At 32.4% G+C, this 13,889-nt stretch carries 9 protein-coding genes; 4 read left to right on the forward strand and 5 right to left on the reverse strand.

All coding sequences use genetic code 11. The features are described from left to right. Positions 1–40: 40 nt before the first annotated feature. The gene (locus APB85_RS11845) at positions 41–493 is read right to left on the reverse strand and encodes a DUF4440 domain-containing protein (RefSeq protein ID WP_057481512.1); all 453 of its coding nucleotides are present in this window, start codon (positions 491–493) and stop codon (positions 41–43) included. A 164-nt stretch (positions 494–657) separates the two neighbouring features. Between APB85_RS11845 and APB85_RS11850 the strand changes: the two genes are divergently transcribed. The 3 genes from APB85_RS11850 (at position 658) to APB85_RS11865 (ending at position 5,594) form a co-directional block, all read left to right on the forward strand. Beyond that, positions 658–1,050 (forward strand): hypothetical protein, encoded by a 393-nt coding sequence (locus APB85_RS11850; protein ID WP_057481511.1) that lies wholly within the window; start codon positions 658–660, stop codon positions 1,048–1,050. Next, on the forward strand, positions 1,047–1,244 hold the full coding sequence (locus APB85_RS11855) for a helix-turn-helix transcriptional regulator (protein ID WP_057481510.1): 198 nt from the start codon (positions 1,047–1,049) through the stop codon (positions 1,242–1,244). The genes APB85_RS11850 and APB85_RS11855 overlap by 4 nt, the downstream gene beginning before the upstream one ends. 1,068 nt (positions 1,245–2,312) lie before the next feature. Then, entirely contained in the window at positions 2,313–5,594 is a 3,282-nt protein-coding gene (locus tag APB85_RS11865) for a hypothetical protein (RefSeq protein WP_057481508.1), read from the forward strand. A 136-nt stretch (positions 5,595–5,730) separates the two neighbouring features. On the opposite strand, the gene APB85_RS11870 is transcribed toward APB85_RS11865, so the two are convergent. From APB85_RS11870 to APB85_RS11885, 4 genes are all read right to left on the reverse strand, one after another. Beyond that, the gene (locus APB85_RS11870; RefSeq protein ID WP_057481507.1) at positions 5,731–6,942 is read right to left on the reverse strand and encodes an McrC family protein; all 1,212 of its coding nucleotides are present in this window, start codon (positions 6,940–6,942) and stop codon (positions 5,731–5,733) included. After that, the gene (locus APB85_RS11875) at positions 6,926–9,649 is read right to left on the reverse strand and encodes an McrB family protein (protein ID WP_057481506.1); all 2,724 of its coding nucleotides are present in this window, start codon (positions 9,647–9,649) and stop codon (positions 6,926–6,928) included. Before APB85_RS11875 ends, APB85_RS11870 begins: the two co-directional genes overlap by 17 nt. Before the next feature lie 138 nt (positions 9,650–9,787). Further along, on the reverse strand, positions 9,788–10,660 hold the full coding sequence (locus tag APB85_RS11880; RefSeq protein WP_146035380.1) for a hypothetical protein: 873 nt from the start codon (positions 10,658–10,660) through the stop codon (positions 9,788–9,790). 149 nt (positions 10,661–10,809) lie between these two features. Then, positions 10,810–12,444, reverse strand: a complete 1,635-nt coding sequence (locus tag APB85_RS11885) for an AAA family ATPase (RefSeq protein WP_057481504.1) — start codon at positions 12,442–12,444, stop codon at positions 10,810–10,812. Positions 12,445–12,623: 179 nt separating this feature from the next. Here APB85_RS11885 and APB85_RS11890 point away from each other — a divergent pair. Further along, a protein-coding gene (locus tag APB85_RS11890) for an IS3 family transposase (protein ID WP_103294459.1) occupies positions 12,624–13,756 on the forward strand; the annotation gives its coding sequence in 2 pieces (ribosomal slippage) (positions 12,624–12,885 and positions 12,885–13,756; 1,134 coding nt in all). Positions 13,757–13,889 lie beyond the last annotated feature (133 nt).

Consider the following 13,889-nt stretch of genomic DNA (forward strand, 5'->3'; position numbering starts at 1 on the left):
TAGGATGAGTTAGCCTAGACTAAGTTAAATTTAGCTAATTTTATTCTTCAGCGATGGTAGAGTGAAGTAGTTGCAACTTCCATCCTTCTTCCGTGAGAATTGCGGTAGCGCTTTCCAGCCAATTTAGTTCCCTCACCACTTTTTCTCCCGATTTAAATTCGGCTTTGTTATGATAAGCCACCCAGGCCATTTTTCCTTCAATTTTTATTTCTATAAAATCAAAAGAATTAAATCTTATTACTTCTGATTTTTGCTTACTGGCACGATCTAAATAATTTCTCATCTTATCCATATCCCAAACCTCCCCGGTTTCCAGTAGGAGAAAATCCTGGGTGCAATAAGTGTCTAATGCCTGCGGATCCAAATCAGAAAATATCTTTTGAAAAGAGTTGGAAATAAGTTCTTTGATCTGATCTTCTTTCTTCATTTCTGAATTCTGGCTCATAGCCGTTATTCCTATAAACATTATTAAAAGCTGAAATATTCTCTTCATAACTATAGTTTAAATTAAGAACCGTGCTTTCAAATTTATGAAACTAGAATAGTTATTTACTTCTCCTTCATCAATTTAATTTGTAAACAAAACTTTACATTTCAATTATTTGGCTATATTTGTAAAGTAAACATTACATAAAGTAAAACTTTAATTACATTAAAATGAAAAAAGAACGAAAAAAGAATCTTTACACTCTTGCCGTATGGACCTGGAGTTGGGTGGCTACAATGGCACTTGCCACCTTCGGGCCGAAATATATTTGGGACGATCACACCGTTTTAACGGTTTTGGCAATTTCAGTGAATTTTGTTCACGGTATCCTTATGATTTTTGCCAACAGGAAATTCTTTAATAATCTAGATGAGTTGCAACGTAAAATTCATTTAGAATCCCTGGCTTTAACCCTGGGTTTGGCAATTGTGGTGGGACTATCGTATTCTCTTCTAGATGTTACCAACCTTATTAATTTCGATGCAGATATAAGCAATCTTGTGATATTTATAGGATTAACTTATTTAGTTTTAGTCACCATAAATTCCAGAAGGTACACATGAAAAATAAGTTAAAAGTGCTTCGGGCTGAGCATAGCTATACACAGGAAGATTTAGCAGAATTTATTGGAGTTTCGCGCCAAACTATTAATGCCATAGAGAAAGGAAAATTTGATCCTAGTTTACCCACAGCATTTCGGATTTCCAGGATCTTTAAGCTACCGATTGAAGCTATCTTTACGTTTGAAGAAACTTAAATTGGTAGGTGTAAACTAATTTTATAAGTCTGCCTATTCAGTTTTAGTTATTACTTTCCAATACAGAAATCGTCTTTTCAGGAATTACCTACACTTCCTGTATTTTGAGGTACAATCTAGGTACACACCTATTTCTAACATGTCAAAAAAAGTTAAAAAATGTTAGCAAATAATTAGTCTTTTTTAATTTAACTGATAATTACGTAATTTAATTTCACAGTAATTTAGTTAAAAAATAGCTTTAGAGTTAATTTATCGGTTATTTCACCAGTGAGCTGCTACAATACTTTTACCTAGAAGTTGAGCTCTATAGTTTTTGCCAGTTAGCTTCAGTAGGGATTTCTTCCAATCAGGATGCCCCGTGGGCATTAGCCGGAGTGGTGCAGATTTTATTGGGGTGGCCTTACCTATTTCCATAAGGTCAAATAACGAGGCCTTTGAAGCAGCAGAAAGAATTAACCAGGTTAATTCCTCTCCGCCGAATCCATTACATGTTACCTTTAATTTCATAGTAAACTAAAATGGGGCTGCCTGGCTTTATCTTTTTAAAATTTCTTGATTTGGTTCTTTACTTAATGGATAAGTTTGGACGTATATTATTTTAAATAGCTATTGGTATTTATTACTTCATACTTTGGGCTTCTTTTTTACCCCATTTCAAAAAATTTAGTATTTGTTGCTCTCATAAGAATAAAGACAGGGTCATCTTGTTCTAATCGGATCTGGTTCGCTTGCCTCAGTTATATCTTTACTTTTTTAATCTGCAAAGTAATTTGTATTCCAAGGATATCTGATTTTTAAAAAGATTCCAGGGTAGGATTAGCCTGGCCTGTCTCGATCTTAGCATATTGCTTCCGATATCAACCAACTCTTCTAATTGTTTCTGGATAATCCTCATATTATCGAGGCGTTTAAAACATTAGGTAGAAACCCCTAAATAATGAAAATCAGTTATTAACAACGATAGATTTAATGAATAACCTTAAAAAAATCCAGAATTTTATCTATTTTTAATTTCTTAACTCCAAATCACTTTATTGATCTTGACTTTTTCTAATTGATAAAGGTTTGATAAAGAAATTCACGAAAGAGGAATCTTTAATAATTGATTATACCAAGAAAGGTGAGTTAATTGATTTCGAATTAGATTTCAAAAATAATCCAAAGATTGTAATTGACTCAAAGTTTTTAATCAATTTAATACTAGGTTTCCCTTTACCTAACAAACACGACGATTATAATTCAACCACCATTTATCCTCTAACAAGGAAAGGCCTTAATTTATCTGGAGTTCGGATCAAAGGAGTTTTAAATTTATCTGTAAGTTTAGGAACGTCTCCACTCCCGCCATTAACTTTTAGAAATTGTATTTTCGAAGGTGATTCTTTGGACTACTATAAAAAAGCAAGTCTAAGACCTAAGCCTTCATTCTCATCTACACATTGCCATTTTTCAAATCTCAAAATAGAAAATTGCAAAATTGGTTTTTGTGATTTTAAAAATTCAAAATTTCAGAGTGACCTTATTATCACTGAATTAAAACCCTTAGTAAAAAATGGTATATGTATGATCGACCTTAGTCGAATTGATGTAAAAGGGATGGTTAGTATCAGTCGTACAATTCTAAATCTTGCAGACAGAAGTACGGACCTTAATATTCCATATCGACGTAGCGGTATACCTTCAAATTACGCATTAACTCTTGCCGATTCTAGAATAAATAACAGCTTATTTCTAAGACCTTATTTTAGAGTGAAAAATGGTGGGGTAAATCTATGTAACACGATAGTCTGTTCAGATTTTTGGTGTGATGGTTCTCAAATAAAAGCTAAGAAGAATAATTGGGCACTTTTTTGCCAATCTTTAAAAGTATATGGTACAGTTGGATTTACCGGGCTTCATTTTCAAAATGAGAAGAAAAATAAAGATTCAGACTTAAATATAATATCTAAGGAAAAAGTTTGTCAGATATGCAAAATTGAAGGAAAAGTTTCCTTCTTGTCTGCTAAACTTGGTGAAGCATTATTTTCAGGTTGCCAAATTAAAAAACTAAATGAAGATGACCAATTCATTTTTTCAGGTTCAACACTAAACCGTTTAACCATTAATCAATGGGTTTTTCTAAATCCTACAACAAAAAAAGAGGAATATCATCGATTTGAATCTGAAATGCCATTTATTTTTTCAGAATCAGCTATCAATGGTTCTGTTAAAATTTTAAATGCAAATCTTCCAGAATCTCTATTTTCAAACAACGTTAAAATTGAAGGAGACCTAAATATTGAAGATATTAAAACCCCTACCATTTCGTTTGCGAACTCAGAAGTACAAGGTTCAGTAAGTTTGAATGGTACTATTGAGACTTTTGGAGATTTTAGTGGCTTGACTGTCAACGGAGACTTTTCTCTAAGCTCAATATCACAACAACTAGTATTGAAAAAATTGAGTAATAAATCGATTAAGATAAATTTAGAGGACACCATAATCCGTGGAAACTTAAAGATCTATCAAATAAAGGTATCAGAATATTCCCCTCCAGAATGGACAAAAAAGAATTATTTTTTTCGTAAACGTGAATTAACGTGTTTCCAAAACATCACCTTAATAGAAGGAGTTTTCTATGAAAACAAAAATTCGAAAGAAATTTATACTGTCTCATTTCTTGAAAAGAATGCCAAATACATTTATTTGAAAGGAAAAGTACTGGATTTTATTTCAAAAGATTTCTCTAAAAGCCTTCTTTTAAAAACCGACCAACAAATTAAAGATTACTTAAAGTTTTTTACTGCATTTGTTTGGGGTGAAGAGGGTTCATTTAGAATTATAGAATCTAGAGAAGAACTTGCTCAGTGGGTAAGTTTAAATGAATCCTCCACCGAAGAGGAAAAAATGATAAATCAAATAGAGCCTATTGAAAAGTTACAACAAGACAAAGATTATTTTTATGCTAAAGCAAATGTGCTATATAAAGATACTTTATATGATACTTCTTTTAAAATAAACACCAAAAATGGAAAGATTGAAATGCAGAATGACAAACCTAAATTTCGTTTTCAATCTACTAAAGTCTTTTTTGAGGATATATATCGGAAAATTAGACCTGTAGAATTTTTAGATTTTACCCATGTGCCACCTCCATTAGGAAAGGCTACCGAATGGAAAATGATTACAGAAACAACTTCAAATTATCATTCTGATATTTTAGAAAAGAACTTCACATCTAAAGTGCAAAAACCAATCATTAATTTGCAGGGAACAAAAGCTACTTGGCTTGAAGATAATCAAGGTAAGACTTGGGATGATGTTATTTTAAACTTGAACGGATTCAGCTATGAGCATTTCGGTGAATTACCAGAATATTCAAATAAAAGTATCTACCGATCAGAAAATAAAGTAAAAAAACCGAATCTTAGAATATTATGGAGGATCATAATTGTGGCAGCCCTTCTATACTTATTTTATATATCATACCTATGGATTTTAATAATTATAATTTTAATAATCACATTATCTATAAAAATCTACAAAAAAAGAAAGAATTTTAATTTTAAAAAATCCTTAGAAGATTTCATTAAATGGATTTTTTATAAACCAAAAGAGAAATTACCAAAACTTAAACCCTTAAAATGGGGAAAATCATATAACCATTACAAATTGCGAAAATTTTGGCTTTTAAAGCAATTTAGTACCTGGCCGCCCAAAAAGGAAGATTATAAGCCACAACCATTTGAACAGGCTGCTAAAGTATTTAAGCAAAATGGACAGTACAAAGAATCAATTTATATTCTTATTAGTAAACTTCGAATAGAAAGAGGTTTATTTTATCCTTGGTTTCAAGTACCTTTAATGTGGATTTGGGATCATTTCTTTGGTTTTGGCATCAAAACTTGGATAGTATTAAGAACTTTCGTTTTGTTTTTTTTAATTGGATGGGCTAGTGTAAGTTTAGCTAATTCAGGAAAATTATCTTTTAGTTGGAAAAACTATAATTATAATCTATTGGCTATCGCTGAGCCAGTTTTAATAGTTGATGTCAATTCTGTAACTTCTTACGCGACATCATATGAAGAAAATTTTATAAAAGTTAGAGAAACTGCTATTCCAACTTTAGAGGGAAATTTTGCAAGGGTTATACCTTGTGGAAATAATGTTGAACCTTCACTATATGCGTTAGATGTGTTTGTACCTCTCTTAGATTTAAAACAAGACACAGAATGTAAAATTTCTGGTGAGCCAACTGCCTTACCTTGGAGAATAGCCAAAGCTTTATATGCACTATTAGGATGGATAATAACTTCTGTTCTTATACTTACCTTAAGCGGATATTTAAAACGTGAAGTCGAAAAATAAAAATTTTGAAAATAAAATTAAACTCGAATCTTAGAGGGAAGGCCCACCCTTCGATTTATTGACAATATTGAAAGAAATCTCATTGCATTTGGACTTATACAGCTCTCAATAAGTTTTTGTCTTTTATTCACCCAAACTATGAATACCACTCCAAAATCTCCTTCCCAATCTCTGCATTTAATTTGCCATTTTCAATTATGTTTAACCGTCCCACAGCACATTGGTGATCCCTTGCTTTAAAATTCTTAAAATCGGGGACAATGGTTTTAGTGGCAGGATAGAGTAACATCGATTGTACAGACTCCCAGTAATCATTGTAAACGTACATCTGACGGAGATCCTGGGTAGAAGGTTTGAAATTTTGAATGTTTTTCCATTTCGTATCGATCACATAAAACTGGTCTTTCTTTTTAACGACGATATCCGGACGGATAGTTATTCCCTGCCAGAACTCTTTAGAGCTTTGTCCATACACTTCTGTATCCTCCAACTTCAAAGCTTCTTTCTTCATCTTCACCAACACATATTCTTCCCAAAGGCTATTCATATCAAAAAGCAATGCGAGCATTTTTTCATCTCCGGAAGATATGTTTGGTGCGTAATGTAAAATAATAAATCTGGCAATTTCTAGAGCAGTTTTATAAGGCTGTGATTTCCTATCAAGTTTTAATTTCTTAAAAGTATCTGCATCAATTTTAGAGGATGAAACCTCTGGAAAATTTAATTGTATTGATTTACATTTCGAATACAGATAAGAACCTTTTGAAAAATGTTCTATAATGTCAAGAGCATAGGAAAGAATTTGATGGATCTGATGATCATAATCGTATACCTGATGTGTGCTATAAAAGCGCTCTTTATGGATTAGATTTTTCTGAAGGTGGGCTGCAAATTCTAATTTGCCTTTAAGTGCTTTTACATTTCCTGTTTTTCGGCGATATTGCTTTATCAAACCCTGTCTTACCAGAAGATCAACCTCAGTTAGATACCACTCAAAATAAATCTCTAGTAAATGAATTTTCTGTTTGGAAACATTAGCTTCACCAACTTTTTGAACTTTGAGATTTTTGGTAGCTTTCAACATATCCATTAAAACATCCCGCCATAATTTTGGGTTATCATTGTTTGTTGAATCTATCTTCGGAAGAATTTCCACCGTCAATCCATCTACTTCAATAACACCTACATAGTTTTTAAATTTGATGCCGTTATAGCGCAAGTCAAAGTAGCAATCATCATGTAGAGCATTTAGTTTTGAAAAAGCTTTTAAATGTTTTTGTTTAAATGCTCCGCCAACTTTTTTGAACTCATGCTCATAAACTTGTATTATGTTATTTGCTTTCTTCACTTTTCTTATTTAAAAGTATATGTACAGCATTCTCAATATCATTAACGTTTTTTAGTTTATAAGATTCTACAATCTCAGGTGCCTCTATACCTGGGTAAGCAAATGTAATATCTGATTTCTTTTTCTCAACAAAACCTTCTCCTAATACCAAAGCTATTTTCTCGTAGTCGTTATAAAAATATTCCTGTAACAAGGGTATTACCTTATTTTCAAAAGCATGCTTTAAGGCTTCTGCAACTCCTGATTCAATATTGATAAAATAGGAATGACCAATAGTGTGGTCCCGATCCACCAGCGCCTCAATTCTTTCATTAATAGTTGTTAGAACTTCCTTTAGATTAAAACCGTTAAAAATGATATCTTTTAAAAGTTCAGGTTTAGGAATCATCTCTTCAAATGCGAATCTTCGGCGTAAAGCTGTATCCAACGCCTCTACGCTTCGATCTGCTGTATTCATTGTTCCAATTATATAAACATTGGGTGGTACCGTAAATTGCTCTTTAGAATACGGCAATTCAACACTGATTTCTTCTTCTCTACTCATCCGTTTGTCGGGTTCCAGAAGTGTAATTAACTCCCCAAAAATACCTGAAACATTTCCTCTGTTTATTTCGTCTATCACCAAAACATAGTTTCTGAGATTTTCCCGATTGGAGGGAGTATTTTCATCTGGAAATTCAGAATGATAGGATTTTAATTTATTTAAAATCCCTGGATAATAGATTCCGACTCCTGTAGATCTAATTTCTTTACGGTTATAATATGCGTCACGCAGTGTAGAAATACTTAAACTATGACCTGTACCACCACTAGCTTTCTCAAATTGAATAGAGCTCTCAGTAAAACCTATAATTTTATAATCTTTACCCTGAGTTTTTAGCGGGAAGCTTATATTTTCATTTTCTTCCCATTCCTCTTTTAACTTTGCAAAAGCTTCATCGAAAGATAACCCATTGGCCTGCCCTTTATTAAATTCAAGCCAGTTGTTTTTGGCTTTTTCGCACAACTTTTTAAAAACACCGGGTGCAACATCATATATTACTTTTTTATCTTCCGTAGTATTAGGCTTTATACCTTCCACAAAATCTTCATATCCGAATGATTGATGAAAAGTTGTAAACACTATTTGCCCATTTTCAAACAGTCGATCATATTCTAAAACTATCGATTTTCTTTTTTCCATTTCATTAGAACCACTCGCTGAAAAGTCTGGATTTACAATGTAGACAGCTAAAGATTTGGTTTTGTAAGTCTTTCCAGTTCCCGGAGGGCCGTATAATATCTGGTTTAATGGATAATTAAATTTATTTTCTGTAAAATCAATGACTCTATTCTCTGAGACTTCTCCATTTCGAGTAAACTCCACATCGTAATAAGGCTTGAATAGCGTTTTATTCGCTTCCGATAAATCAGTTATCTCTACAAACGTCGTATTACCACTTGGCATCCAGGAACGCGTATCCTCTTTTAAATCCCTAGTATGATTTTGTAGCGGTGATTTAACCTTTTCTAGTTGTCTTGCTATATAACCTTCCTCATCAATTAACTTCTCGAGGGGTTCATCTAATTTTTCATAGCCAGATTTAATCTGATACAAGCCATCAAGCTTATCTTTACCATAGGTTACATATACGTAATCACCAACCTCTGCTTCTTTTTTAAAACGATCTCCCTGGCTAAGGCCTGTCTGTTCATGCATTACGCCAATAGAACGAAATAGAATCTCATTTACGATTTTTTTGTCCCTAAATTTTTTACTCTTGTAAAAAGTTCCCATTGATAATTTATATAATTTATGGGAATTAAGATTAATCTGCTTTATATCCTTAAACCAATTTTCAATAATTTCATCTTTATAAATGACCTCTTTTAAAGCGTTATTTGTGGTAGAGGCCTCCTGGTTCCAATTTTTGAATTTTGTTGTTGAGGAATATTCGTATTCAGCCTTCGTACAGGCAATAAAATCATCTAAAAAATCAGGAGTGAGATTTCTAAAAGTGTTAAGATATAAACGAACTAGCGCATGTTTCTTGTTATTAGCTTCGGCAAAATTAGAGACTTTAAAAACTGGTAAACTTGATTCGTTTTTTTGAAAATATTCTTCGCTAAGAATAAAACCCCATGTAGTTTTACCTTCCTGATTTTTAAAAGTAAATATTGGTTTCATTCCAATTAATAACATTGCCTCATTTTCACGGGTTATTGCAGCTCTAAATTTTTCGTGGTCGATGTTTAAGTCACGAATAACAATACTCGCAAATAATAACCAGTCCTGAAAACTATGTTTGTCTTCTAAATCATTATAGAATTGTTTTAACTTTTTTTTCTCTTCCTGGGTATATCTCATATTTGATAATGTCTTTGAAAACTTTTCGTCTAAAAATTTAAAGTAATTTTTCCGCCCTAAAATTGCTCTGGGAATTCCATTGCTATTTTGCTTATCATATCTATAAAACTCACGGTTTCTAAGCCTTCCCTCTTTATGTGTAATATTATTTATAATAAAAGACTTTAGCTTCTCCACTTCTACTTTAGAAACCTGAAAAAGTTCCCGAGATGGGAAAAAAGCATCTATTTCTTCTAACTTGGATATGACTGAATCCTTATTATCTCCCAAATAATTTTTATAAGAATTAGGGGCCTTATGAATTAACCAATTAGCGAATTGAGTTTTAATGTTTTTTACTAGATTAGTAGATTCTTCCATTGTTGCTAATTATTAATAAGATGTTTTTATTTTTAAAATACTAAAAAAGGTAATAGATAAACCTGTTAAAAACTTTCCGTTTTATTTTGAGTAGTCTACATATCCACATAACAAAAACCAGTCTTTTTTTTAACTTTCCTATTTTATATTTAATAACTCCTTAATTATATCATGCTTAAATTTACTTAAAGGTCTTTTATGATAGTTATCTCGTTCGGTTTCGATGCCAAATATCAATCTATATTTCTCCGCCTCTGACATTACTAAATTTCCTTTTTTGAATGTTTTATTAAAAAGTATATCTAGATAATTTTGGGAATACTTATATCTTAAATCTATTAAATCCTGTAGTTCCCTTGATGCATGTCCTTTGTACAAAAGTTCGGTTTGCAATTCATCAGCAGTCCTTTTTATTTTGGGGTTGAAGGGAGATTGTTTTATTTGTATTATGTTTTCTCGAAGAGATTTTTTGAAGAAGCTGAATTGAAAAAGATCTGATATTTCTTCATCCACATACGGATGAAAATGATCTTTTAAATTAAGTGGATTCTCTCCTTTTATAGATGACCCATTGCAAATTGAACAAGATGGAATTAAATTATAGAAAGATAACGCCAATAGTGGATAAGTCCCTTTTGGAAACCAATGACCAAATTGCGGAACCATTCCACTATTTTCACCATTCTTCTTTAAGGTGAAAATATATTGTCGATTACAGTATGTACACGTATCCCTGCTAAGCTTAGTAGCAAGGGTATAATTCTGTTTAGTTTTTAAAAACCATTTAGTATAACCTGATTCAACAAATAAGGACTTTGCTTCATCATTAAATTTTTTTAGTTTCTCAAAGTATTTCTGGGTATTCTTTTCTATTCCTTTTGTATAATCTTTCACTAAAGAGCAATTGATATCAAAAATTTTCTTAGGATCTCCTTGTATTAAACCAGCAACTATTGAATCATTATTAAGTAATTCCCTAAAGTTTTCATCCAATCCTCCTTTCTTCTGCATTTTAGAATTGCAAAATTCACATTCTGAATTCAAACATTTGTGCCCATTAGGATTCCTTTTGGTTCTCCGACCTTTAACTTTTATCTTTAGCCAGCATATTACTTTAGGACTGTACTCCTCTAATGATTTTTTTTGGCTACCTAGATATATCATTCTACTTCAAAATTAATTTCCAAACCCATTTGTTCTGCCATTTTTTTAAGTCTATTCTTTTTATCCTGTTCATTCAGTTCTTTCTCAAAAATACTAAAGAACATATCCTCTAGTTTTTGGCGCAAAAGAGGTTCATCAATTAAAGAAATGATCTTCTTATGTTTTTCTTTTTTTTCTACGTCTCGATCCTTATCATTTAACCAGCCTATAGTTTCTTCAATTTTATTTTTTGCAAAATCACCCATTAAACCGTCTTCAATAAAAAATGAGTCGGATAAAAGATCTGTTATGTTAGCTCCAAAGGACCTAGTTAGGTTACTATTTTGACTAGGCGTGTAAAGTTCTGACGGACCGTTATTAGATTTTTTTAAATAAATTATATTCTCCTTGGCTAAGTCAGTCAAAGTCAAAGGATCGTGTGTGCTAAATATTATCTGGATTTCATTTTGTTTAAATTCTTGCCTTTCTGTTTTGGGAAGATTAGCTTTAAATATTTCGGGAAGTAATTTTCTAATCGCATTAACAAACTTCTTTTGCCACAAAGGGTGAAAACCTATAGTAGCTTCATCCAAAAGTATTATCTGATATCTATTTTCCTGAAACGCATCTAAATCATGAAAGTAGGCCAACAAATCAAGTAAAATTTCTTCCCCTTGCGACAAGGAATAGTTTGGTTGAATAGTAAAAATTTCTATATACTTAAAGCCTTTAAAATCGGAGGTCCAAGATCTATAGTTCTTCTCTAAATTCACCTTTAAATTAAAAAAATCTTTCTTTAATAAGTTATCTAATGATTCCTTATTAATAATGTTATTCTCTGGAAGCATTGAAAGCAGCTTTAAACCATCTTGAATAAATGCCGTTGCAGTAGTTTCCTTCTTCTTTGTTTTCCTTAATATTTCTTCTCTGAGTTTCGTAATTAGAAAAGTAATGCTAGAAAAATCTTTTATTTTAATTTTAGAAAGTAACTCTTCCTCTATCTGATATGAATGGCCATTTTCCTCGATTATTGAAATGATCCGAGACATTATGTAAATTTTTTCTCCAACTAAACAACGAAAGTCATCTTTATAAAGATTATCATATTCAGATAAGAAATTGATTCTTTCTTTATACTTTCCATTCTTAATCTTTTCTTGTAGATCTACTTCTTCAATTTTCTGCGTTTTTTCATTTAATATAAAGGTGTTATATAAGAATAATTCTGCTTGAAATAAATCATAATCAGTAATTAAGTTTGATGAAATCATTAAAGTTTGGTAAAATGGTAAATCGGGGTAAACTAATTTCAAATTTTTTACAATTTCACCATTTGACATTAACCTTAAACCACGTTCCAACTTGGAAATATAATAATTACTTATCCTGTCATCTTTATATTCTTGATGATTTAGAAAAGGATTAAAAAAACTCGTAGGATTATAATAGGTGAAAATTGGACCTTTAAGATTATTCCATATATTATAACCATAGTGATTACTAGTTTCTAATTTCCCTTTCTTAATACTGGCTATTTCTTTTTCAAATTTTAATTTGTGCCAAGTATTTTGAGGCTTAGAGAGGGACCTATTTAAAGTAATTATGACCTCATCATTGTTTTCGTAAATCAAAATGATATTAGGATTAGACATTAATTCATGAAAAATTGAAGTCTTTCCAACTCCATTCGCACCAACAATTGCAGTAATTAAACCTATTTTATCTCCATAGAAGTCATCAATATAGTTTCTATTAATTGTCCTTTTGTAAGCTACCCTTAAAAACGAACTGTTTAAAAGTATAATATATTTTATAACTTTAAACAGTAATTATGAAGAAGAGTAGATATTCACCACAGCAAATCGCAAAGATTTTAAAGGAATTCGATAACGGAAAAACAGCTGCAGAGATCAGCCGTGAATATGGCATTAGTACAGCGGCATTCTACAAATGGCGGGAACGTTATGGCGGGATGAACGGCAAAGAGCTTAAACGCCTGAAGGACCTTGAAGAAGAGAACCGAAGGCTGAAGCAGATGTATGCCAACCTATCCCTGGATCATCAAATGGCCAAAGAAATCATCGAAAAAAAGCTTTAAAGCCCTGCCGTAAAAGAACCATTGCCAAAGAGCTCTTGCATTACGGTATTAGCAGGGCGTGCCGTGTTTTAAATATGAGCAAAAGCGTTTTTTATTACCAGCCAATTCCTAAGGACGATACAGCTATCGAAGCGGCTTTACAAGAGAAAGCCAAAGAACATAGCGAAGAAGGCTTCTGGATGGCTTACGATCGATTAAGGAGTGAAGGCAAGCCCTGGAATCATAAGCGGGTGTACCGGGTCTATAAACAGCTTGGTTTAAGTTTGAGACGAAAGGTAAAAAAGCGGTTACCCGCCAGGGTTAAAGAACCCCTGGAGGCTCCCATAGCTCCTAATCGTAGCTGGAGTATTGATTTTGTAACGGATGTTTTAGAAAATAAAAAGCGCTTCCGTGGCTTAACGGTAATTGATGATTACAACCGAGAAGCATTGCATATAGAAATTGATTTTTCACTACCCAGCAAACGTGTCGTCTGGGTATTGAACCATTTGATTAATCGCAGAGGAAAACCTCAAAAAATAAGAATGGATAATGGTCCTGAATTTGTTGCTAAGATCGCTTCAGAATGGAGCCAGATGCAAGAGATCGACTTTCAGTATATCCAACCAGGGAAACCAACCCAGAATGCTTTTATAGAACGATTCAATGGAACCTATCGAAGAGGCGTTCTCAATAAATACCTCTTTGAAGATCTAAATCAGGTAAGGGAACAAACCGAGACCTGGATGGAAGATTACAACAATGTAAGACCACATAATGCACTGGGAAAAATGGCCCCCGTAGCATACGCAAAAACTCATTCTCCTGGCGGTACCGCCAGGAGAATGAAAAATGATATTTTTGGACAATCAAGCAGTTCTAATTAGGGGAAGCTTACACTTTCGACCTTATATTTTCCATTATTTTCATTGATTTCATAAAAATATTTACCCCCACAGTTCAAGGTGTTATCTGGAATTAATCGATGTTTTGGGATTTTAAATGCTGCAAGAATCATAT

This window comes from Salegentibacter mishustinae (genome assembly GCF_002900095.1).
Taxonomy (GTDB): Bacteria; Bacteroidota; Bacteroidia; order Flavobacteriales; family Flavobacteriaceae; genus Salegentibacter; species Salegentibacter mishustinae.